Source organism: Streptomyces daliensis (genome assembly GCF_054782395.1).
In genome coordinates this window covers 85,781-107,547 of sequence record NZ_BAAGSO010000009.1, presented here as the reverse complement: position 1 = coordinate 107,547, position 21,767 = coordinate 85,781, and the positions used below count along the sequence as shown (strand labels likewise).

The following is a 21,767-nucleotide window of genomic DNA, read 5'->3' as shown; positions in this document are numbered from 1 at the left end:
GAAGGGGAGGAGTACGTGGGTTTCGCGGAGAAGCGCGGAAGCTACTGGCGCGGCCGGTACAAGATCGCACCTGGCAAGCACCTGACGGTCGTCGGAGAGGACGGCAAAGCACTCAAGTACGCCACCAAGGGCGAGGCCAAGCGCGCTGCGAGCGAGGCCGAGAACAAGTACCGGCGCGGCGACTGGCGCGACCCGGCACTCGGCCAGGAGACCTTCGGCGAGTACGCCAGCCGCTGGTACGCCGCCCAGGACCTGGCCGCCTCGACCATGCAGAACTATCGGCGGCACATCGAGGAGCACCTGCTCCCCGAGTTCGAGGACAAGGCACTCGCCGGCGTCCTGCGCACGGACGTCGACGCGTGGGAGAAGAAGGAGAAGGCCGCCTACGCGGTCTCCAGCGTCAAGACCTGGCGCTCCACCCTCCACCTGATCTTCGAGGACGCGATCGACGAGGGCCTGATCACGTCCAATCCAGCGGCCAGGCGGCGCGGGCGCGGCAAGCGCGCGGGCCGCTCACGCAACCGAGGCCCGGAGAAGGTCATCACCGACGCGCTGGGCATCCTGCTGACCGCCGAGCGGGCAGCCCTGCTCTCCGGCCGCGACGACGAGTTCGTCGCCTGCATCCTCAAGGGCTACACCGGCAAGCGCTGGGGCGAGATCGTCGGCCTGGAGACTGAGTTCGTCCGGCCCGGCATGTTCCGTGTGGAGTGGCAGCTCTACGAGCTGGACACCGGCGAGCTGGTGCGCTGCCCGCCCAAGGACGACAGCTACCGGTCCATCGACGCGATGGACTGGCTCTCCGCCCTGGTCCTCAACCACATCGCCCGCACGAAGCCGACACCCTGTCCCTGCCACGGCAGGACCTACGTTTTCCGGGGCTTGGGCGCAGGGCGTACGGGCGGCCACCAAGGCGCGAAGCTCGTCGATGTCGCGCGACTCGCCGGGGTCTCCACGGGGACGGTGTCCAACGTCCTCAACCACCCCGACCGCGTACGGGAGGACACCCGGGCCCGAGTCGCGCAGGCGGTCGCCGACCTCGGATTCGTCAGGGGCGGCGTGGCGCCGGAGCACGCGGCCCACTGGCGCCGCAACGGCTTCGCCACCTGGCTCTTCACCCCGGCGGCCTCCGGCTGGTACCCGAAGAAGGCGCCGCAGGAGGCCCGCCCGGTGCCGGTCCTCGGCGAGCCGTGGCCCGGCATCCCCGCACGGGGACGCGGCGCGAGCCAGCGGGCCGACGTCTGCTGGCTGCCCATCGCCAAGGGCCTCACGCCCCACGGTCTCCGCCACAGTCACCAGACGATGATGGACGAACTCGGCACCGAGAAGGTGCTCAGGGACGAACGCATGGGTCACATCGACGGCTCGGTCTCCGCGCGCTACACCCATGTCACGCCAGGCATGCGCAAGCGCCTACTGCTCGGCCTGACCGAGCAGTAGGAGGCGGCGCTGGACGCGCGGCTTGCCATGTGCTCGTTCTCGCCGGTGTGCGTGCTCAACGAGCTTCTGCAATCGCGCAGGCTCGCTCTCCACGGCGTTACCTAGACGCGGTTGGGCTCTGCTGCCGGACCGGGCGAGCCCGGCAGCAGAGGCCCGCACCACGACCCTGCCTTACTTCCGGGTGCTGACGCCTCGTTCCAAGGATCCGACGGCGATGAGGGCGATACCTACTTCCTCGTGGCCGGTCAGGGAGAGGACCACACCGGCGGTGCAGCAGGCTGTGGACAGTCCGATCGTGGCCCAGGCGAGGGCGTTCTCTGAGCGCGGATGCTCCGCGGGGGTCTCGTCCGGCGTGTGCGCCTCGGTCGGCGGCGTTCCGTGCGGCTGCGGGTCATCCGGGTGGTCGTTTGTGGTGGGCATGGCAAACCTTCGTTTCTCGGGCGTGCGGCAGCACGCGGTGAATGGATGAAGGGACCATGGACCGGCGGCGAGTTAGCCGCGCAAGTCCGCTGGTCGTGTCCGGTGGCGCCCCGGACACGGAGGAGACTGCGCCGCGTGGGGAGCCGATTCGAGTTCTCGCGAAGTTGCCGAGAGCCGCTGTGGTGCCCTTTCAGCCTGAGCTGTTCGCCGTCTTCAATCGTGGCTTCTGACCTGCGGCTTTGTGAGTGCGGGCTCTTGAATCAGTCGCGGAATGCCGCTACGAATCCGGATCTTCGCGACCGCTTGACCAGCCCGACCGCGCTGCTATGGCCTTCGGCCGCACCGCCGCCCGGTGCACGTCCTTGTCTATCGCGCCATACAGGCCCGGGGATAAGCCGCGCAACCGGCGTGACCAGCCAGTTCGGCTTCCTAGATCATCGCCAAGGCCAAGGGAACCCAGCTGATGGGGGGACTCGGCCCGCACTCGGCCAAGAGAATCGCCCTGATGGAAGGGATCAGCGTCGACGCCAATTGCCGCGTCGGCATCGCGGCCCGCCGCACGCGTGCGTCAGCCTCCGGCGCCTTTAGCATCCCGGTCCGACAATCGAGCCTCAGGGTCAGGTGATTCCGGTCGTTCATCGGCTGTGATGTCAGTCGTTGGCTACGTGTTTCGGTGGACCGTGGCGCGCGGTCTGCCTTGTCACCGGAGGACGACTCGAGATTCTGCTGTACCGGTCTTTGGCGCGATTTCGTCGGTCCTGGCCAGACTGAGCTTCATCTGCCCTGAGGCTTTGCCGGGGCGTGGGGGCGCTCTCGGAAACAGCCCATGGGGAGGAGAACGGGGTGGACGAGGACGAGGAACTCATCAAGGCAGTGGAAGCGCTGCTGTCGGATCCGCGTACGGATCCGGGTATTGACGTCGAGACCGCTGAACAAGCCGCTCGTGCGGTGGGGCTTCTCGAAAAGGGCCTTCAGAATGGGCCCGGCGTCTACCGGCTGATGGCCGAGGGAGGGCAGAAGGGGGCCGAGACCCTGTCATCGGACCGGCTGCAAGTCCTGTCCGAGATGGTGCAGAACGCCGATGACATGGGGGCCTCCCAAGTCCGATTCATCTGGCGCCCCGAGGAGTTGTTGATCGCCCACGATGGTAAGGGCGTGCGACTGGCCGACATCCTGTTGCTCGGCCTGCCGTGGCTCAGCGGGAAGAGCTCCGACGCGGAGGCCACGGGACGATTCGGCATCGGACTGGCGACCTTGCGAGCCCTGGCGACCACCTGGGAGGTGCATTGTCATCCCTTCCACGTGAGGTTCGCAGACCTGTCGATTCAGTCGGTCGAGTCGCTGGTGATTCCCGAGCAGCTCGTGGGGCCCGAGTGGACGGTCTTCCGAATCCCTCTCGCCCCCGACGTATTGTCCGTCTCAGAGCTCTTCAAGTGGTTCGAGACCTGGAACGACAGTTCCTTGCTCTTCCTCCGGCACGTGAGGCGGGTTGAAGCCCGCAGCGACTGTCCGGCTGAGCAGGGGGCCGATGACGAGACGGCGTCGGTGATGCTCGAGCTGAGTTGGACGGAGATCGACCGGCGAAGGCTTCGCATCAATGGTGAGGAAGCGGATGTCCGGGTCCGCGAAGCCCGGACGACCAGTGGGACACCGTGGCGGGTCTACGACGCCGATGTTGCACCGCATGGCACGACCACCCGTCGGCACAAGGCGGTGGGAGCCTCCATGCCGGTTGCCGTTGCGCTGCCGGTGCACGGCCCCGAATTGGGGTGTGTGCACGCTGGGCTACCGGTGGCCGAGTTGAGAACTGCAGCTCGCGTGCACGCCCAGTTCGACCCTGTCGTCAGCCGTGAAGGATTTGCTGCCAGCCGTTGGAACGAGGGCCTCGTCCCACTCGTCGCGGACCTCTGGGCCGGTGCCGTGCTCGACGTAATCAGCGAAGTGGAACCCTCGGCTTGGCACCTTGTGCCGCTGCCGTCACTCTCGGATCCCTCGGCACCCACCCGACTACAGGACAGCATCCGTGCGGCTCTGGTCGACCGCTCCCGCACCTGGTTGGCATCCCGGCTCTCACTGCCATGCCCCGACGGGGCCAGGGAGCCACTCTCGGCGCTCGCCGTTGAGGAGCAGCAGCTCTCAGGGGTACTGGACGATGAGGACATCGCGCGACTGGCCGGGTTGCCGGCTACCTTTCCGAAGTGCGCTCGCGACGAAGCCAACCAGTGGCGCGAAGTCCTTACCGACTGGCGTGGTGAAGGCACCGCAGAACTCGCTGAAGAAGTGCGGGTCCATGACGCGTTTCTCTCGCTCGACGACACCGAGTACGACATCGACAAGACCATCCGCCTGACGGCGGCCGCCATCGAGGCGGACCTCGGCTACCTGGTGCGGAGCCGACCCTGTGTCATCACAGCTGACGGGCGGCGTCTGCAGCCGACAGCAGTCGGCCTCGCGTTCGCCGAGCACCAGGACGCTGGACCGCGCGGTGCCGGCCCGCTGGATGCGCTGAGCATCGTCGTTGACCTACATGGGAGCTACGCGCGGGAGTCGCAGTGGTCCCACCGCGTTCTCGACTGGCTGAGGAAGCAGGACTATCTCGTACGGCGCGATGACACCGCGGCCGTTCTGCGCCGTATCGAGCGGATGGGGCGTGCAGGCAAACGAATCGGCGGTGAAGCGGGCTGCGGAATCGAGCAACTCGCGTCCATCCAGATGGCTTTGGGGGAAGTATCGGCGAAAGTGCGTGAGCGACTCGGTCCCGGTATCGGACAGGCAGTACTCCTTGACGGCTACACGTACGACTCCGAGGGCAACGAGAAGCCGTGCAAGGTTCAGCCCGCACACGCCTACCTGCCCCTCGCGCTGCAGAGCACTGAAGGAGATCGCTTCCCCGCCGCCGCGGGAAAGACTCCTGGCATCCACTGGGTGCACCGCTCCTATGCGCGCACCTTGGGGTCCAAAGCAGAGTGCGGGTTGAGCCGAACGGCGTTCCTGCGCCTTCTCGGGGTGGCGGATGTACCCAGGATCAAGGAGGTCCAGTCAAGCTGGGAGACGAAGGAGTACGAGACGGACGCCCGGGTCGGCCTGTCACGTCACTGCCTCCTATCGCCAGCTGCCCGCACTGGGAAACTGCGTCGGCTGAACGCGCATTACACCCTGGACGACCGCATCAGCCCGGAGCTGGATGCTGTGGTGCAACACATCATCGCTGAGCCGAACCTGCAGGAGCGCAGGCGTCGTTCTGCGGCCTTGCTCCAGACGCTCGGCAAGCCAGGCATGATCACCTCTGAAGAAGCGGAGGTACAGGCCGCAGAGGGGCACTACCGGTGGATTGTGCGTGGCCAGACGGCAGCTCTCTGGGTGTGGCGGCTCCGGGAGACCGCCTGGCTGGAGGACAGCAGCGGGAACCTTCGTACACCGGGGCGGGCACACTTGTGCACACGCGACGCACAGGCTCTCTACGGCCAGGACGATCCGGGCTATCTGCACCCTGCGATCCATCAGGCTGTGTCAAACCGAATCGATGTCCTGACCGCTCTGGGGGTGAAGGGGGACCCCGACGTACCGCAGCTGATCAATCGTTTGCGGGAACTGCGCGAGCGCTCCACGGCTCCCGGCCCGGTGGACGACAGTCTCAGGGCCGAGGTCTATCTCGTCTATCAGGCGCTGGCCGGGCGGCTGAAGAATGAGGCGGCCGGCACGTCCCGCAGCGAGCTACGCAAGAAGGTCCGGGATGCCTTCAGCGGCAGGGACTTCGTGCTCGCAGACCAGGGATGGCAGCGGGCAGACGACTGCTTCCGGGGGCCCACGGTCCTCCGCGGCTTTCGGCCCTTCACCATCCCTGACCCCGAGTTGAACCCGCTGTGGGACGCCTTGTGGATCGAAGAGCCGAGGTGCGAGGACCTCGTTGACGTGCTGAAGGAGATTGCGCGGTCCGGAGCCCATCCTCAGGACGAGCAGCAACGCGTGATGCTGGAGGCACTGAGGTCTCTGGCCGACACGGTCACTTCGGCTCAAGGCCCAGTCTCTCTCGGCCTGCGTTCCAAGCTCCGCTGGCTGCCACTGCGCACCACCTACGGCTGGACGAAGAACCGGCCCGTCTACGCGGTGGACCACCCCGTCATCGCGCGTACCGTCGGTGAGCGCATGCCCGTTTGGCAGCCAGGCGGAGATCTGCAGCAATTCATCGGCCTGTTGGATCTCCTCAAGGTGCACAGGGTGGAGGCGTCCGACGCATGCGTCGTCACCCCTGATGGCGCGCGCCCTGATCACCGGCTCACGGATGACTTCCGACGGGCGGTAACCAGCCTGCAGGACACTCTCGTACGGGATGAACCGGCTGCTGCGGAGGTGTTCACCGGCTGGGCATGGCTGATGGAGCTTGAGGTACGGGTCTTGCCAGGGCTGAGGATCCAGCTGAACCTGGGCGAGGGGCATGAGGCGATCGAGATCGCGGTCGACGCACACATTGACCGCGAAGCCAAAACGCTCTTTCTCACTGGCCCCGAGGCTCTGGGCACCGCTCGGGGTGGAGGGCTGGCCGTAGCCTCGCTCTTTTCGGCGGAGCGGGCTCACGTCGGGCATCGCTGGCGCGATCTCTGGGAAATGGATGTGCTGCGGGCCGCCCCCGCCGCCCCGCTGGTCCCGTCCCACCAGCAAGATCACGAGGACCGCGAGCGTTTGAACTCGCAGTTGCGTGAGCGGGAACTGTCGCAGCCTTTGAGCCCCACGGCTCCGACTGGGTCGCGTGGCCCAGTGAACCCGCCCACGAAAGTCCCGTTGCCTCCGCTGGCCCCGGCGCCTCCATCGGCTCCTACGCCGCCCGACCTGGCGTCGCCACCTGCCCCGCCAATGGCTGAACGCCGCAAACTGGTCTCTCTGGCCGAACTACAGGTGCGTACCCCGCAGGCCACCCGCATCACCGCCTCGTCGCAGCCTCGCTCCGCGTCCTCCTCGGGAACGCGACACGCCGCCTCACTTCCGCAACCGCGCCGGGGCGGAGCCGCGCCCAAAGAGCGTTCTGGACCGCTCGGCTACCAGGACCGGGACAAGGAGAAGATCGTCCTGGAACTGCTTACGCGGATTCTTCACGAGCAGGGACGGACACTGGAAGATCAGCGAGGTCTGATGAGGCTGGGTGCGGACGCTGTCGATTCGGTGGACCACTTCTACGAGATCAAGGCACACGGTGGTCCAGAGCCCGCCGAAGTCACCCTCACCGGCGCCGAACTCACGCGTGCGCTGGCGGAGGGGAGTAACTACTCGCTCGTCATCGCCTCGAACCTCGAAGAGGGCCGGGGGACCCCGACGCTCCGGATCATCCCCGATCCGTTGCGCTTCTTCGAGGTCGAGGCGACAGCTGAGGTGAAGCTTAGGGGCCTACGTGACACCGATGTCGAAGCGACCGTGTGGCAATGGCCGGACGCTGGTGTGTGACAGGTATGCCCGGGAGCAGCTTGGGAGCCGGATCAAGAACTCGGCTCCCAAATGGCTCCCAAAATGGTCCCCGGAACCACTCAGGGACCCGACCCGCGATGCGGATCAGGCCCCTGACCTGGTGTTTCCTCTGTCGGGGTGGCGGGATTTGAACCCACGACCTCTTCGTCCCGAACGAAGCGCGCTGCCAAGCTGCGCTACACCCCGAAGCAACGAGGACTACTTTAGCCCAGGTGAGCGCTGAGGCGAAATCCGGTTTGCGGGGGCCGGGTCCCCCTTACTCGCGGGCCGTCAGCGTCAGCAGCGTCGCCTCCGGTGGGCAGGCGAAGCGGACCGGGGTGTAGCGGTTCGCGCCGCAGCCCGCGGAGACGTGGAGGTAGGAGGTGTGGCCGCCCGCGCGGTGGTGGGAGAGGCCCTTCACGCGGTCCGTGTCCAGGTCGCAGTTGGTGACCAGCGCACCGTAGAAGGGGATGCAGACCTGGCCGCCGTGGGTGTGGCCCGCGAGGATCAGGGGGTAGCGGTCGGCGGTGAAGGCGTCCAGGACGCGCAGGTACGGGGCGTGGACCACGGCCAGGGAGAGGTCGGCGTCCGTCTCGGGCCCGCCCGCGACCTCGGCGTAGCGGTCGCGCTTGATGTGCGGATCGTCGAGCCCGGTGAGGGCGATCTCCTGGCCGCCGTCGAGCTTGAGGCGGCCGCGGGTGTTGGAGAGCCCGACCCAGCCCGCCGCGTCGAACGCGTCCTGCATGCCCTCCCACGGGTTGTGGACGGCGCCCACCACGGGCGCGTTCCCGTTCAGCCCGTGCCGGCCGGTCGCCTTCTCCAGCAGGTACTTGGCGGGATTCTTCGGCTTCGGCCCGTAGTAGTCGTTGGAGCCGAAGACGTACGCACCGGGGAACTCCATCAGCGGCCCCAGCGCGTCCAGCACCTCGGGCACGCCCTCGGTGTCGGAGAGGTTGTCGCCGGTGTTGATCACGAAGTCGGGGCGGAGACCGGCGAGGGACTGGAGCCAGCGCCGCTTCTTGTTCTGCCCGCTGACCATGTGGATGTCGGAGACCTGGAGCAGCCGCAGATCGTGCATGCCCCGCGGCAGTACGGGCACGGTCACTCTCCGCAGGCGGAAGGAGCGGGCCTCCACCCCTGCCGCGTAGCCGACGCAGGCCGCGCCGAGAGCCGTCATTGCGAGAGGTACTCCGTATCGCGCACGCATGGGTCCATCGTCGCAGACGTGGCGAGCACAATGCGGTGGGTGACCGACAGGCTTGCTGGCATCCTTATGGGCATGACCACGCTCAAGTCCCGGCTCCAGGACGACCTCACCGCAGCGATCAAGGGGCGCGACGAACTGCGCTCCGCGACCCTCCGTATGACCCTCACCGCGATCACCAAGGAGGAGGTCGCGGGCAAGGAGGCGCGCGAACTCTCCGACGACGAGGTCCAGCAGGTGATCACGCGCGAGGCGAAGAAGCGGCGCGAGGCCGCCGAGGCTTTCGCGGGCGGCGGCCGTGCCGAGCAGGCCGAGCGGGAGCGGGCCGAGGGCGAGGTGCTCGCGGACTACCTGCCCCAGCAGCTCGGGGACGAGGAGCTCGACGCGATCGTCGCCGAGGCGGTTGCCGAGGCGAAGGCGGGCGGCGCCGAGGGGCCGCGGGCCATGGGTGCCGTCATGAAGATCGTCAACCCGAAGGTGGCGGGCCGGGCGGAGGGCGGCCGGGTGGCCGCCACGGTCAAGAAGCAGCTCGCGGGCTAGTTCCGGCTACCTCGCGGGCTGGTTCCGGGTACGGGACGGGGTTCGCCTCCTCCCGTACGGTCCACCCTCCCAGGGCACGGCCCCCGCACCCCGCCGCATGAGTAAGGGGCACCCTCCTCTTGAGGGTGCCCCTTACTTACGTGCCGTGCCCGGAGCGGGGGCGGAAGCGGCACGGCTCGGCCCCTCCGCCCGCGCACCCGCCCTGCGGTCAGTGCCCAGCGGTCAGCGGCTAGCGCCAGCCCCCGTTGCCGTTGCCATTGCCGTTGCCGCCGATGTCCCAGCCGCCACCCGGGCCGCCGTCGGCGCCGCCGTTGCCACCGCCGCCGATGACGTCCGGCGGGATGCTGACGTCGGGCCACGGGTCCTCGGGCTTCTCGGCGGGCGGCTTGTCGTCCGCCGCGCCGCCGTCGTCATCGTCGTCGCGGCCGCTGTCCGGGGTCTTGTCGCGGCTGCTGCCCTTCTTGTCGTCCTTGATGGCCGAGCCCTTGAACTTGGGCGCGGGCTTCCCCGACAGCGCTCCGGTCATCGCGTCGCGCCAGATCGGGCCCGGGACCTCGCCGCCGAAGACCTTGTCGTGGTACTCGCCGCCGATGGTGATGTCGGTCATCTGGGTGCGGTGTGCGGGGTCGCCGACCCAGACGGCGCCGGACATGTTCGGGGTGTAGCCGACGAACCAGGCGGCGTAGCGCTGGTCGGTCGTGCCCGTCTTGCCCGCGCTGTCGCGTCCGGTCAGACCGGCCTTCTTGCCCGTGCCGTCCTCGACCACGCCCCGCAGCAGGGAGCTGACGGTGTCCGCCGTCTTCGTCGTCATCGCCCGCTTGCACTTCGTCTTCGGCACGGGCAGCTTCTTGCCGCGCGCGTCCGTGATCGACTCGATGGCGATCGACGTGCAGTGCACGCCCCTGTTCGCGAAGGTGGCGTAGCCCTCGGCCATCGTCAGCGGCGAGACCTCCTGGGTGCCGAGGCTGATGGAGGGGACCTGGTCCATCTCCTTGCCGTCGGCGCGCTCGATGCCCATCTTCTTGGCCAGGGTGGTGACCGGGCAGACGCCGATGTCGCTGATCAGGGAGACGTAGTAGGTGTTGACCGACTTCGCGGTCGCCTCCTTCATGCGGTACGGGCCGACCTCCGAGCGGTTCTCGTTCTCGACGGGCGCGCTGCCGCTCCATTTGCCCTTGCAGGTGTTGACGGGCGACGGGTACTGCATGCGGTACGGGGAGGCGTAGCGCTTGTAGGGGCTGGTGCCCCTGTCCAGGGCCGCAGCGGCGATCACGGGCTTGAAGGTGGAGCCCGGCTGGTAACCGGCCCCGCCGCCCATGTCGCCGTCGACGGCCAGGTTCATCTCCGTCTCGTTCTTCTTGTAGCCGTACGGCCGGGACTGGCCCATCCCGAGGATCTTGCCGGTGCCCGGCTCGACGATGGCCGCGGCGGTGGCGACCTTGTCCGACTTGTTGACGTGCTGCTCGATCGACGCCTGGATCGACTCCTGCGCCTGCGGTTCCATGGTGGTCTTTATCGTCAGACCGCCCTGGTCCCAGCGCTTGGAGCGCGCCTTGCGGGTCTTGCCGAAGGTCTCGTCGTTGAGGAAGACCTCGCGTACGTAGTCGCAGAAGAACCCGCCGCCCTTGACGGCGGTGATGCAGCCGTTCTCGGGGGTGCTGACCTTCAGGTCGATGGGCTTCTTCTTGGCCTCTGCGGCCTCCGCCTTGGTGATGTCGCCGAGGTCGGCCATGCGGGCGAGCACGGTGTCGCGCCGCTTCTTGGCCTCCTCCTCGTTGTTTATCGGGTCCCATCTGCTGGGGGACTGGACGATGCCGGCGAGCAGCGCCGACTCCTCCAGTGCGAGGTCCTTGGCGGGCTTGGAGAAATAGCGCTGGGCCGCGGCCTCGACGCCGTATGCCTGCTGGCCGAAGAACGTGATGTTCAGGTAGTTCTCCAGGATCCGCTTCTTCCCGAGCGTCTCCTCGACCTGTATCGCGTACTTCAGCTCCTTGATCTTCCGCCCGATCGTCTGCTGGGTGGCCTGGGCGACCTTGTCGGGGTCGTTCCCGGCCTCCTCCACGAAGACGTTCTTGACGTACTGCTGGGTCAGGGTGGAGGCGCCCTCCTGGACCTGGCCCTGCTGGGCGTTCCGGTTGACGGCGCGGAGCACACCCTTGAGGTCGATGGCGCCGTGCTTGTAGAAGCGCGCGTCCTCGATGGCGACGATGGCCTTGCGCATGGAAGGCGCGATGTCGTCGAGATCCACCACGGTGCGGTCGCGCGAGTAGACCTTGGCGATCTCCCCGCCGTCCGCGTCCAGGATGGTGGTGCGCTGGCTGAGCGGGGGGCGCTTGAGGTTGGCGGGGATCTCGTCGAATCCCTCGACGGTCCCCTTCGCCGCGAGCCCCAGGCCACCGGCCGCTGGCAGCGCGATCCCCGCCAGCACGGCACCGGCGAGCACGCTGACCCCGACGAACTTGGCGGCTTGCTGCGGCCCTGACAGCCCTCCGCCCGAGCGCTTCTTACCCATGAGGGGCAGCCTACGTGTCGAATCCCCGGACAGGGGACCATCTGTTCGCCTAGGCTGTCGGATGTTCACCCCTCCACACCTGTCACATCGGCCTCCCTTCGTCACATCTTCCTAGTCACTCCAGTGAGTGATGAGAAGTGTCCGTAATGGCGTGAACTGTCGGTATGCGCTAGCCGCGCGTTCCGTTTGGCGGAGTCGAACTGTCCCGTCCCACCCCATAAGACTTTTATGTCACCGGCTCACTCCGTTGGGTGATCTGCCGCATACGCATAGTCCGTTCGGGCCATTCAAGATTGGGCCCGAAGGGGGTGTTGCGCCCTGCCCCGCTTCCGTAACGTCCTCAACTGGCAACGGTGAATATGCCGTTCACCGCCGTGGGGGAGCCTCGATTCGGGAGAGGACGGCACCGGCTATGAGCTGGGTAACCGACTGGAGTGCGCAGGCAGCCTGCCGCACGACCGATCCGGATGAACTGTTCGTACAAGGGGCGGCCCAGAACCGCGCCAAGGCGGTCTGCACCGGATGTCCGGTGCGTACGGAGTGCCTGGCCGACGCCCTCGACAACCGCGTGGAGTTCGGTGTCTGGGGTGGCATGACGGAGCGCGAGCGCAGGGCACTCCTGCGCAGGCGCCCGACGGTCACCTCGTGGCGACGCCTCCTGGAGACGGCGCGTACGGAGTACGAGCGCGACACGGGCGTGCTCCCCGTCGACGTCGGTCTCGACGACGAGGAAGAGGACTACGCCGTGGCGGGGTGATCCGGCCGGTCGGGCCGGTCCTCCGAGCGCGATTGACGGGCCAGGCGGTCGCCGATGGCACGCAGCCCCGCCAGGTCGTGCACGTCCCCCGGCAGTGCGCCCACCTCCACGACGGGCACTTCAGGATGCAGCGCGGCGAAGCGGTCGCGCGTGCGCCGTTCACGGGCCAGCAGCCGCATGCGCTCCGCGTGCAGGCGCAGCAGGCCCGCGGCGAGCTGCTGCGCGGACGCGTGTGCGTGTGCGGAGACGGCGGATGCGTGTGTCCCCTCGTCTGCGTGTGTCTCCTCGTCGTCCACCGCGTCGTCGGTCTGACGGGCTCCGGGGCGGGGGGAGTCGCCCTCGGGAGCGGCCGACGGGACGCTGTGCCCCTCACCATTCCCGTGGCCGAGATCCACAATGCCGCCCTCTTCAAGATTTTCCGCGGCGGCCAGTGCCCGCTCCGCGCTCAGCCGCGACGCCTCGCTGCCGTGCATGCGGTTGAGGACGAGACCGGCCAGCGGCATGTCGTCGGCGGCCAGCCGCTCCACGAAGTAGGCGGCCTCGCGCAGCGCGTCCCGCTCGGGCGCCGCGACCACCAGGAAGGCTGTGCCGGGGGCCTGGAGCAGCCGGTAGGTGGCGTCGGCGCGGGTGCGGAAGCCGCCGAACATGGTGTCCATCGCGGCCACGAAGGTCTGCACGTCGCTGAGCAGCCCGGCGCCCAGCAGCTTGTTCAGCGCGCCGGTGAACATCGAGAGCCCGGCCATGCCGAGGTTGACGAACTTCATGCCCGCCTTGCCGCCGACCTTCGCCGGGGCCATCAGCAGCTTGATGAACCTCCCGTCCAGGAACGAACCGAGCCGCTTCGGGGCGTCCAGGAAGTCCAGCGCCGAGCGCGAGGGCGGGGTGTCCACGACGATCAGGTCCCACGTGTCCTGGGCCCGCAACTGCCCCAGCTTCTCCATCGCCATGTACTCCTGCGTACCGGCGAAGCCGGCGGACAGGGACTGGTAGAAGGGGTTGCCCAGGATGGCGCGGGCGCGGTCCTGGTCGGCGTGTGCCTCGACGATCTCGTCGAAGGTCCGCTTCATGTCGAGCATCATGGCGTGCAGTTCGCCGCCCGCCGACTCGTCCACCCCGGGGACCTTGCGCGGGGTGTTGTCCAGCTCGCTGAGACCCATCGACTGGGCCAGGCGGCGGGCCGGGTCGATGGTGAGGACCACGACCTTCCTGCCGCGCTCGGCCGCCCGTACGCCCAGGGCAGCCGCCGTCGTCGTCTTGCCGACGCCGCCCGAGCCGCAGCAGACCACGATCCGGGTCCGCGGGTCGTCCACCAGGGGATCGACGTCCAGCCGGGGTTCCTGGAGGGCTCCCGAAGCGGCCTCCTTGTGCTCCTTGTGCTCCCCGTGCTCCTTGTGTGGTGTCGCGGGGGTCGCGGGTGTCATGCAGCCTCCTTGTGTGGCCACTGGTCGCGCAGCTCGGCGGAGAGCTGGTACAGGCCCGCCAGCTCGACGCCGTCGGCGAGCAGCCCCAGCTCGTGCACCGGCAGCCCCAGCTTCTCCAGCTCGCTGCGCTGCGCGCGCTCCAGCGCGACGCGCTCCGCGTGGGCGTGCGCCTGGTCGAGCAGGGGCCGCACGAGGGCGCCGCCCTGGGCGAGGCCCGCCTGCGCGAGGGCCTCGGATATCTCCTCGCGGCGCCCGTCGGCCGCTGCCACGAGGTCCTGGTCCAGCAGGTGCGGGCGCACCATGTTGACGATGACGGAGCCGACCGGGAGCCCGGCGCCCCGCAGCTCGGCCACCCCGTCGACGGTCTCCTGGACGGGCATCTCCTCCAGGAGCGTCACCAGGTGCACCGCGGTCTCCGGGGACTTCAGCACCCGCATCACCGCCTGGGCCTGGTTGTGGACGGGGCCGACCTTCGCGAGGTCGGCGACCTCCTCGTTGACGCCCAGGAAGCGGGTGATGCGCCCCGTGGGCGGCGCGTCCATGACCACGGCGTCGTACACGCGCCGGTCGCGCTTGTCCTTGCGGCGTACGGCCTCGCACGCCTTCCCCGTCAGCAGTACGTCGCGCAGCCCCGGCGCGATCGTGGTGGCGAAGTCGATGGCGCCGAGCTTCTTCAGCGCCCTGCCCGCGCTGCCCAGCTTGTAGAACATCTGGAGATAGTCGAGCAGCGCCTTCTCGGGATCGATGGCCAGGGCGTACACCTCCCCTCCGCCGTGTGAGACCGCGATCTTGCGCTCCTCGTAGGGCAGTGCCTCCGTCTCGAAGAGCTGCGCGATCCCCTGGCGCCCCTCGACCTCGACGAGCAGCGTGCGCTGCCCCTCCTCGGCGAGCGCCAGTGCGAGTGCGGCGGCGACCGTCGTCTTCCCGGTCCCGCCCTTGCCCGTGACAACATGCAGCCTGCTCACGCCCGGGAGCCTAACCACCGGGGCGACGGGCTACGCTCGGCACCATGACGAAGTGGGAATACGCGACCGTGCCCCTGCTGGTGCACGCGACCAAGCAGATTCTGGACACCTGGGGCGAGGACGGCTGGGAGCTGGTCCAGGTCGTGCCGGGACCGAACAACCCCGAGCAGCTCGTGGCGTACCTCAAGCGGGAGAAGCAGTGAGCGCGGCCGAGGACAGGCTGGCCGAGCTGGGCCTGACCCTGCCCGAGGTCGCCACCCCGGCGGGCGCGTACGTACCGGCGCTGCGCAGCGGCCCGTACGTCTACACCGCGGGCCAGGTCCCGCTGGTGGCGGGCGAGCTGCCGTTGACCGGCAAGGTCGGCGGCGAGGTCACCCCGGAGGAGGCGAAGGAGCTGGCGCGCACCTGTGCGCTCAACGCCCTCGCCGCGGTCAAATCCGTCGCCGGTGACCTGGACCGCGTCGCGCGCGTCGTCAAGGTCACGGGCTTTGTCGCCTCTGCCCCGGACTTCACGGGCCAGCCGGGCGTCATCAACGGCGCGAGCGAGCTGCTGGGCGAGGTCCTCGGCGACAAGGGCGTGCACGCGCGCAGCGCGGTCGGCGTCGCGGTGCTGCCGATGGACGCGCCCGTCGAGGTCGAGATCCAGGTCGAGCTGACGGACTGACGGACCGGGGCTGCCGGACCGGCGGGCTGACGGACCGTACGGCCGGTTCCGGTTACGGGTTTGGACCCGGTTCCGGTTCGGGTTCCGGTTACGGCGTCCCTCCGGGGACCGTACGGGTGACGGCCTCCCGCAGCGACGGGACGGAGTCCCCCTCGAACATCGGCGCGGGGACCCGTAGCATCCGCCCATGTCGTCCACCACCAACGGCCAGTGGTACCCGCAGGAGTGGCCGGAGCGCATCCGGGCCCTCGCCGCGGGGGAGATCACTCCCGTGCCGCCGCGGCGGGCCGCGACCGTCATGCTCCTCCGGGACACCGACTCGGGCCCCGTCGTCCACATGCTGCGCAGACGCGCCTCCATGGCCTTCGCCGGAGGCGCGTACGCGTATCCGGGCGGCTCCGTCGACGCGCGCGACCAGAGCGACCAGCGTGACCTCGGCTGGGCGGGCCCGACGCGCGCGGAGTGGGCCGAGCGCTTCCGTACGGACGAGGCCACGGCCCAGTCCATCGTCTGCGCCGCCGTCCGCGAGACCTTCGAGGAGTCCGGCGTCCTGCTCGCGGGCCCCGACCCGGAGACGGTCGTCGTCGACACGACGGGCGAGGACTGGGAGGCGGACAGGGCGGCGCTCGTCGCGCACGAGCTGTCCTTCGCCGATCTGCTCGCCCGGCGCGGGCTCGTGCTGCGCGGTGATCTGCTGGGCGGCTGGGCGCACTGGATCACCCCGGAGTTCGAGCGGCGCCGCTTCGACACCTGGTTCTTCGTCGCCGCGCTCCCCGAGGGCCAGCGCACCCGCAACGCCTCGACGGAGGCCGACCGCACCGTGTGGACCCGGCCGGCCGACGCGGCCGACGGCTACGACAGGGGCGAGCTGCTGATGATGCCGCCGACGATCGCGACGCTGCGCGAACTGATCCCCTACGGGACGGTCGACGAGGTGCTCGCCGCCTCGGCGCACCGGGATCTGACGCCCGTGCTCGCGAAGGCGCGCATGGAGGGCGACGAGATCGTGCTGAGCTGGCCGGGGCACGACGAGTTCACGAAGCGGGTGCGGACGCACGCCTCCGGTGCGGAAGCCGGTACGGGCGGGGAAGGCCCTGGCGACACGACGAGGAACGGGACCGCATGACCGACGCCGCCGCACTGCCAGGACAGCCGCGGGGCGGTGCGCTCACCGGGATGGGCACCGCGCGCGCCACCTGCGTCCTCGCGCCCAACCCGTCGCCCATGACGCTCGACGGCACCAACACCTGGATCGTCGCCGAGCCCGATTCCGACGTCGCCGTCGTCATCGATCCCGGCCCCCTGGACGAGGCGCACCTCAAGGACGTCGTCGCGACGGCCGAGCGCGCCGGGCGGCGGGTGGCGCTCACCCTGCTGACCCACGGCCACCCGGACCACTCGGACGGCGCGGCCCGCTTCGCCGAGCTGACGGGCACGTCCGTACGGGCCCTGGACCCCGCCATGCGGCTGGGCGACGAGGGGCTGGCCGCGGGGGACGTCGTGACCACGGGCGGCCTGGAGCTGCGCGTCGTGCCCACTCCGGGGCACACCGCCGACTCGCTCTGCTTCCACGTACCGGCCGACGCGGCCGTGCTGACCGGCGACACGGTCCTGGGGCGGGGCACCACCGTCGTCGCGCACCCCGACGGGCGGCTCGGCGACTACCTGGACTCCCTGCGCCGCCTGCGCTCGCTGACGGTGGACGACGGCGTCGGCACGGTGCTGCCGGGCCACGGTCCCGTGCTGGACGACGCGCAGGGCGCCATCGACTTCTACCTCGCGCACCGCGCCAAGCGGCTGGCCCAGGTGGAGACGGCCGTGGAGAACGGGTACGTCACCTCGTCCGAGGTCGTCGCGCACGTCTACGCGGACGTGGACCGGTCGCTGTGGCCGGCCGCCGAGCTGTCCGTGAAGGCGCAGCTCGACTATCTGGGGGAGCACGGGCTGATCTGAGGCCCGCGTGCCGGGGGCGGAGCCGCCCGCCCGCACGGACGCGCGCACCAGTAGGCAGAAGTAAGGGGCGCCCTCCCAGGAGGGCGCCCCTTACCTACGTCCTATGTGACCGGATCAGGTCAGCGCGAGCGCTTCGCCAGCCGCTCGATGTCGAGCAGGATCACGGCGCGGGCCTCAAGACGGAGCCAGCCGCGGCCCGCGAAGTCGGCGAGCGCCTTGTTGACCGTCTCGCGGGAGGCGCCGACCAACTGGGCCAGCTCCTCCTGAGTGAGGTCGTGGACGACGTGGATGCCTTCCTCCGACTGGACTCCGAAGCGGCGCGACAGGTCGAGGAGCTGCTTCGCCACTCGCCCCGGAACGTCGGAGAAGACCAGGTCGGACATGGAGTCGTTGGTGCGCCGCAGACGGCGGGCGATGGCCCGCAGCAGCGCGGAGGCGACCTCCGGGCGCGCATTCAGCCAGGGCTGAAGGTCGCCGTGGCCCAGTCCGAGCAGTTTGACCTCGGTGAGCGCGGAGGCGGTCGCCGTCCGTGGACCCGGGTCGAAGAGGGAGAGCTCGCCAATGAGCTCACCCGGCCCGAGTACGGCCAGCATGTTCTCGCGGCCATCGGGGGAGGTGCGGTGCAGCTTCACCTTGCCCTCGGTGACCACATAAAGACGGTCGCCCGGGTCACCCTCGTGGAACAGGGCCTCCCCGCGGGCGAGCGTCGTCTCGGTCATGGAGGCGCGCAGCTCAGCGGCCTGCTCCTCATCGAGCGCCGCGAAGAGCGGCGCGCGCCGCAGAACGTCGTCCACGAGTTCTCTCCTTGTCGACCTGCCCATGGAGTGCGTCGGTCCCATGATGCCGGACGGTAAAACAGTGCGATCAATCACAAGTTTGACGCACGTGACGCACAGCCCCTACGGCAGGGGGCCGATTGGACCGTTAATTGCCTTCGTGCGGGGCGAATGTCGGTGGTCCCCTTTAGTCTGGCCGAGTGTCCAATACCCCGGTGAGCGCACGGAGAAGGGGGCCGGGCGGGTGACGGCGAAGGAAGATTCCGCTGTGGGCGAACACGCGCCCGCAGAACAGGCAAAAGGGGCAAGCGTGGCGAAGAGTGCCGCCGATCAGGGGGCCCGTAAGCCCGCGAAGAAGTCCGCGTCGGTGAAGAAGACGGCTCCGGCCAGCGAAAACGCCAAGAAGGCCGCCCCGGCCAAGAAGACCACCTCCGCGAAGAAGGCCGTCGGCGCGAAGAAGACCGCTCCCGCGAAGAAGGCGGCGGCTCCGGCCAAGAAGGCGGCCCCCGCGAAGAGGACCGCCGCGAAGAAGACCCCCGCGAAGGCGGCCAAGCCGGTGAAGGCCGCGAAGCCCGAGTCGCGGGCCACGATCGTGCGCCGGGCGCGCCGCATCAACCGCGAGCTGGCCGAGGTGTACTACTACGCACACCCCGAGCTGGACTTCGAGAACCCCTTCGAGCTGCTCGTCGCCACCGTCCTCTCGGCCCAGACCACGGACCTGCGGGTCAACCAGACGACGCCGGCGCTCTTCGCCGCCTACCCCACCCCCGAGGACATGGCGGCGGCAGAGCCCGAGCGCCTCGAAGAGCTGCTCAGGCCCACGGGCTTCTTCCGCGCCAAGGCGAAGTCCCTGCTCGGGCTCTCGGCCGGGCTGCGGGACGAGTTCGGCGGCGAGGTGCCCGGGACCATAGAAGAGCTGGTCAAGCTGCCCGGTGTGGGCCGTAAGACCGCCTTCGTCGTGCTGGGCAACGCGTTCGGGGTCCCCGGGCTGACGGTGGACACCCACTTCGGGCGGCTCGTGCGGCGCTGGCGGCTGACGGAGCAGACCGATCCGGTGAAGGTGGAGGCGGAGATCGCCGACATCCTTCCGAAGAGCGAGTGGACGATGTTCTCGCACCGGACGATCTTCCACGGCCGCCGCATCTGCCACTCGCGCAAGCCCGCCTGCGGTGCCTGCCCGATCACGCATCTGTGCCCGTCGTACGGCGAGGGCGAGATGGACCCGGAGAAGGCGAAGAAGCTGCTCAAGTACGAGATGGCGGGGCAGCCGGGGCAGCGTCTCAAGCCCCCGGCCGACTTCCCAGGGCCGCCCGCGCCGCCCCTCGGCGCGTCCACGACCGCCTCCGCCGCCTCCGCGTCCACCGTCGTCTCCGTGTCCGCCTCAGCGGGCGCCGGAGCCGCCGAGTGAGCGGAGCCCGCCCCCGTTCCGCGCACGACGGCACGCACGGCACGTACGGCATGCACGGCCCGTCGGACGGCCCGCACAGCCCCGGCGCCGGTCCCGGTGACGGCCGCGACGGCCACGGGCCCGGCCGCTCTCCGGCCGACGTGGGTGCCCTGGGCGACGTCGAGGTCAGCGACCGGGACCTGCCCGGCTGGCTGGCCCCCGTGGCCCGAGCGGCCCGCACCGTCGCGCCCGAGCAACTGAGCAGGTTCCTGCCGCCCGCGGACGGCGGCGGGCGCCCCTCGGCCGTCCTCGTGCTCTTCGGCGAGGGCCCGCGCGGCCCCGAGCTGCTGCTCATGGAGCGGGCCTCCAGCCTGCGCTCCCACGCGGGCCAGCCCTCCTTCCCCGGCGGCGCGCTCGACCCCGAGGACGGCGACCCGCTCGGCGAGGGCCCGCTGCGTGCCGCGCTGCGCGAGGCGGAGGAGGAGACCGGGCTCGATCCGGCCGGGGTGCGGATCTTCGCGACGCTCCCCGCGCTCTACATCCCCGTCAGCGGCTTCGTCGTCACGCCCGTGCTGGGCTGGTGGCGCGAGCCCACGCCCGTCGCGCCCGTGGACCCGGCCGAGACCGCGCGCGTGTTCACGGTGCCGGTCGCCGAGCTGACGGACCCGGCCAACCGCGCCACGTCCGTCCACCCCTCGGGCCACAGGGGGCCCGCCTTCACCGTCGGAAACGCGCTCGTCTGGGGGTTCACGGCCGGGGTGATCGACCGGATTCTGCACTACGCCGGATGGGAGCGCCCGTGGGACCGCGAGAAGCGTGTCCCGCTCGACTGGCACGCATGAGACGGTGGCTCTCGTGAATGTGCTGGACATCGTGCTGTGGCTGGCCGCCGTGTGGTTCGCGGCCGTCGGTTATCGCCAGGGTTTCGTCGTCGGTGTGCTGTCCGTTGTCGGGTTTCTCGGGGGCGGGCTCGTCGGCATCCTCGTGCTTCCCGTCGTCTGGAAGGCCGTCTCCGACGGGGCCTCTCCCGGCACGTTCGGTGTCGTGGTGGCGGTGGTCATCGTCATCGTCCTGGCCTCCGTCGGCCAGGCGGGCACCACGCATCTGGGCAACAAGCTGCGGCAGCACATCACCTGGAACCCCGCGCGCGCCCTCGACGCGGCGGGCGGCGCGCTCGTCAACGTGCTCGCGATGCTGCTGGTCGCCTGGCTGATCGGCGCCGCCCTCGCCGGTACGTCGCTGCCCACGCTCGGCAAGGAGGTGCGCGACTCGCGGGTGCTCCAGGGCATCTCCCGGGTGATGCCCGAGATGGCCAACACCTGGTTCACCAACTTCTCCTCGGTGCTCGCGCAGAACGGCCTGCCCCAGGTCTTCTCGCCCTTCTCCAACGAGCCCATCACCTCCGTGCCCGCGCCCGATCCGGAGCTGGCCAAGAGCCCCGTCGCCGCGCAGGCCAAGCAGAGCATCGTCAAGGTGCTGGGCACGGCGTCGAGTTGCGGCAAGGTCCTGGAGGGGACGGGCTTCGTCTTCGGGCAGCAGCGCGTGATGACGAACGCGCACGTCGTCGGCGGTGTGGACGAGCCGACGGTGCAGATCGGCGGCGAGGGCAGGCTCTACGACGCGCGGGTCGTCCTCTACGACTGGGAGCGGGACATCGCCGTCCTCGACGTGCCGGGGCTCCAGGCCCCCGCGCTCCGCTTCACCGACGACGACGCCTCCAGCAGCGACGACGCCATCGTCGCGGGCTTCCCCGAGAACGGCGCCTTCGACGTCCGCTCCGCGCGCGTGCGCGGCCGGGTCGACGCCAACGGCCCGGACATCTACCACCGGGGCACCGTCCGCCGCGACGTCTACTCGCTCTACACCACCATCCGCCAGGGCAACTCCGGCGGACCGCTGCTCACGCCCGAAGGCGAGGTCTACGGCGTCGTCTTCGCCAAGTCCCTCGACAACCCCGACACCGGCTACGCGCTCACGGCCGACGAGGTACGCGAGGACATCGCGAAGGGACGCACCGCACAGCGCGAGGTCGATACGGAAGGCTGCGCGATGTGACGCGGTGACTCGGTGACTCGACGCGCGGGACCGCTACGTGAGCGTCAGCCGGGACTCAGCCGCGCGAGTGCCGCAGGCGTGCGCCGAACCAGCGCGCCCTGCGGCGGAGCAGGTGGGGAATTCCCGGATCGGGGTTCTGGGGATGGTGGCGGTCCATGCGCTGGGCAGGGACCTTCTCCCTCAGAATGCTGCGGTTACGTGCCACGTCACGGTAGTCGTGCGTCCAGCCCATACAGCGCA

The 21,767-nt window shown here is 69.6% G+C and carries 17 protein-coding genes, 1 tRNA gene and 1 pseudogene; 11 read left to right on the top strand and 8 right to left on the bottom strand.

The window, feature by feature from the left end; translation table 11 throughout:
• Positions 1 to 15 precede the first annotated feature (15 nt).
• Positions 16 to 1,542: pseudogene (locus ACYVOO_RS02890) on the top strand (LacI family DNA-binding transcriptional regulator).
• 66 nt (positions 1,543 to 1,608) lie between these two features.
• Here the strand turns inward: ACYVOO_RS02890 and ACYVOO_RS02885 are convergent.
• A complete protein-coding gene (locus ACYVOO_RS02885) occupies positions 1,609 to 1,857 on the bottom strand; it encodes a hypothetical protein (protein ID WP_461014059.1) in 249 nt (82 codons plus the stop codon).
• A gap of 843 nt (positions 1,858 to 2,700) precedes the next feature.
• Between ACYVOO_RS02885 and ACYVOO_RS02880 the strand changes: the two genes are divergently transcribed.
• Positions 2,701 to 7,293 (top strand): ATP-binding protein, encoded by a 4,593-nt coding sequence (locus ACYVOO_RS02880; protein ID WP_461014058.1) that lies wholly within the window; start codon positions 2,701 to 2,703, stop codon positions 7,291 to 7,293.
• A gap of 133 nt (positions 7,294 to 7,426) precedes the next feature.
• On the opposite strand, the gene ACYVOO_RS02875 is transcribed toward ACYVOO_RS02880, so the two are convergent.
• Both ACYVOO_RS02875 and ACYVOO_RS02870 read right to left on the bottom strand, forming a co-directional pair.
• Positions 7,427 to 7,500 (bottom strand) — tRNA-Pro (locus ACYVOO_RS02875).
• 70 nt (positions 7,501 to 7,570) lie between these two features.
• Entirely contained in the window at positions 7,571 to 8,500 is a 930-nt protein-coding gene (locus ACYVOO_RS02870) for a metallophosphoesterase (protein ID WP_461014057.1), read from the bottom strand.
• 72 nt (positions 8,501 to 8,572) lie between these two features.
• Here ACYVOO_RS02870 and ACYVOO_RS02865 point away from each other — a divergent pair, with 72 nt between their 5' ends.
• The gene (locus ACYVOO_RS02865) at positions 8,573 to 9,037 is read left to right on the top strand and encodes a GatB/YqeY domain-containing protein (protein WP_453346610.1); all 465 of its coding nucleotides are present in this window, start codon (positions 8,573 to 8,575) and stop codon (positions 9,035 to 9,037) included.
• A gap of 229 nt (positions 9,038 to 9,266) precedes the next feature.
• Here the strand turns inward: ACYVOO_RS02865 and ACYVOO_RS02860 are convergent, their stop codons facing one another.
• Entirely contained in the window at positions 9,267 to 11,549 is a 2,283-nt protein-coding gene (locus ACYVOO_RS02860) for a transglycosylase domain-containing protein (protein ID WP_461014056.1), read from the bottom strand.
• 412 nt (positions 11,550 to 11,961) lie between these two features.
• On the opposite strand from ACYVOO_RS02860, the gene ACYVOO_RS02855 reads away from it, so the two are divergent.
• Positions 11,962 to 12,306, top strand: a complete 345-nt coding sequence (locus ACYVOO_RS02855) for a WhiB family transcriptional regulator (RefSeq protein ID WP_453346612.1) — start codon at positions 11,962 to 11,964, stop codon at positions 12,304 to 12,306.
• Here the strand turns inward: ACYVOO_RS02855 and ACYVOO_RS02850 are convergent.
• Together ACYVOO_RS02850 and ACYVOO_RS02845 are read right to left on the bottom strand one after the other, a co-directional pair.
• Entirely contained in the window at positions 12,288 to 13,727 is a 1,440-nt protein-coding gene (locus ACYVOO_RS02850; RefSeq protein ID WP_461014055.1) for an ArsA family ATPase, read from the bottom strand. The two genes, ACYVOO_RS02855 and ACYVOO_RS02850, sit on opposite strands and share 19 nt — an antisense overlap.
• Positions 13,724 to 14,692, bottom strand: a complete 969-nt coding sequence (locus ACYVOO_RS02845) for an ArsA-related P-loop ATPase (protein ID WP_461014054.1) — start codon at positions 14,690 to 14,692, stop codon at positions 13,724 to 13,726. The genes ACYVOO_RS02850 and ACYVOO_RS02845 overlap by 4 nt, the downstream gene beginning before the upstream one ends.
• Positions 14,693 to 14,736: 44 nt before the next feature.
• Here ACYVOO_RS02845 and ACYVOO_RS02840 point away from each other — a divergent pair, with 44 nt between their 5' ends.
• From ACYVOO_RS02840 to ACYVOO_RS02825, 4 genes are all read left to right on the top strand, one after another.
• The gene (locus ACYVOO_RS02840; RefSeq protein WP_003991873.1) at positions 14,737 to 14,895 is read left to right on the top strand and encodes a DUF4177 domain-containing protein; all 159 of its coding nucleotides are present in this window, start codon (positions 14,737 to 14,739) and stop codon (positions 14,893 to 14,895) included.
• Complete coding sequence (locus ACYVOO_RS02835; RefSeq protein WP_461014053.1) at positions 14,892 to 15,356, top strand: RidA family protein; 465 nt, start codon at positions 14,892 to 14,894, stop codon at positions 15,354 to 15,356. The genes ACYVOO_RS02840 and ACYVOO_RS02835 overlap by 4 nt, the downstream gene beginning before the upstream one ends.
• Before the next feature lie 187 nt (positions 15,357 to 15,543).
• On the top strand, positions 15,544 to 16,482 hold the full coding sequence (locus ACYVOO_RS02830; protein ID WP_461014052.1) for an NUDIX hydrolase: 939 nt from the start codon (positions 15,544 to 15,546) through the stop codon (positions 16,480 to 16,482).
• Positions 16,479 to 17,309 (top strand): MBL fold metallo-hydrolase, encoded by an 831-nt coding sequence (locus ACYVOO_RS02825; protein WP_461014051.1) that lies wholly within the window; start codon positions 16,479 to 16,481, stop codon positions 17,307 to 17,309. Before ACYVOO_RS02830 ends, ACYVOO_RS02825 begins: the two co-directional genes overlap by 4 nt.
• Before the next feature lie 119 nt (positions 17,310 to 17,428).
• Here the strand turns inward: ACYVOO_RS02825 and ACYVOO_RS02820 are convergent, their stop codons facing one another.
• Positions 17,429 to 18,103, bottom strand: coding sequence for a Crp/Fnr family transcriptional regulator (locus ACYVOO_RS02820; RefSeq protein ID WP_016473040.1), 675 nt, complete (start codon positions 18,101 to 18,103; stop codon positions 17,429 to 17,431).
• Positions 18,104 to 18,395: 292 nt separating this feature from the next.
• Here ACYVOO_RS02820 and nth point away from each other — a divergent pair, with 292 nt between their 5' ends.
• Genes nth through ACYVOO_RS02805 form a run of 3 tightly spaced genes read left to right on the top strand, consistent with a single transcriptional unit; the run spans position 18,396 to position 21,527 of the window.
• Positions 18,396 to 19,493 (top strand): endonuclease III, encoded by a 1,098-nt coding sequence (nth, locus tag ACYVOO_RS02815; RefSeq protein WP_461014050.1) that lies wholly within the window; start codon positions 18,396 to 18,398, stop codon positions 19,491 to 19,493.
• Between the two features lie 50 nt (positions 19,494 to 19,543).
• A complete protein-coding gene (locus ACYVOO_RS02810; protein ID WP_461014077.1) occupies positions 19,544 to 20,314 on the top strand; it encodes an NUDIX hydrolase in 771 nt (256 codons plus the stop codon).
• A 13-nt stretch (positions 20,315 to 20,327) separates the two neighbouring features.
• Positions 20,328 to 21,527, top strand: coding sequence for a MarP family serine protease (locus tag ACYVOO_RS02805; RefSeq protein WP_461014076.1), 1,200 nt, complete (start codon positions 20,328 to 20,330; stop codon positions 21,525 to 21,527).
• A gap of 55 nt (positions 21,528 to 21,582) precedes the next feature.
• Here the strand turns inward: ACYVOO_RS02805 and ACYVOO_RS02800 are convergent, their stop codons facing one another.
• The gene (locus tag ACYVOO_RS02800) at positions 21,583 to 21,759 is read right to left on the bottom strand and encodes a hypothetical protein (protein ID WP_453346619.1); all 177 of its coding nucleotides are present in this window, start codon (positions 21,757 to 21,759) and stop codon (positions 21,583 to 21,585) included.
• Between the last annotated feature and the right edge of the window lie 8 nt (positions 21,760 to 21,767).

Bases quoted from the DNA above. Each gene is read 5' to 3' on its own strand.
- ACYVOO_RS02885 (WP_461014059.1), bottom strand. From the start codon at position 1,857: ATGCCCACCACAAACGACCACCCGGATGACCCGCAGCCGCACGGAACG.
- ACYVOO_RS02870 (WP_461014057.1), bottom strand. From the start codon at position 8,500: ATGCGTGCGCGATACGGAGTACCTCTCGCAATGACGGCTCTCGGCGCG.
- ACYVOO_RS02865 (WP_453346610.1), top strand. From the start codon at position 8,573: ATGACCACGCTCAAGTCCCGGCTCCAGGACGACCTCACCGCAGCGATC.
- ACYVOO_RS02860 (WP_461014056.1), bottom strand. From the start codon at position 11,549: ATGGGTAAGAAGCGCTCGGGCGGAGGGCTGTCAGGGCCGCAGCAAGCC.
- ACYVOO_RS02855 (WP_453346612.1), top strand. From the start codon at position 11,962: ATGAGCTGGGTAACCGACTGGAGTGCGCAGGCAGCCTGCCGCACGACC.
- ACYVOO_RS02850 (WP_461014055.1), bottom strand. From the start codon at position 13,727: ATGACACCCGCGACCCCCGCGACACCACACAAGGAGCACGGGGAGCAC.
- ACYVOO_RS02840 (WP_003991873.1), top strand. From the start codon at position 14,737: ATGACGAAGTGGGAATACGCGACCGTGCCCCTGCTGGTGCACGCGACC.
- ACYVOO_RS02830 (WP_461014052.1), top strand. From the start codon at position 15,544: ATGTCGTCCACCACCAACGGCCAGTGGTACCCGCAGGAGTGGCCGGAG.
- ACYVOO_RS02825 (WP_461014051.1), top strand. From the start codon at position 16,479: ATGACCGACGCCGCCGCACTGCCAGGACAGCCGCGGGGCGGTGCGCTC.
- ACYVOO_RS02810 (WP_461014077.1), top strand. From the start codon at position 19,544: ATGCACGGCCCGTCGGACGGCCCGCACAGCCCCGGCGCCGGTCCCGGT.
- ACYVOO_RS02800 (WP_453346619.1), bottom strand. From the start codon at position 21,759: ATGGGCTGGACGCACGACTACCGTGACGTGGCACGTAACCGCAGCATT.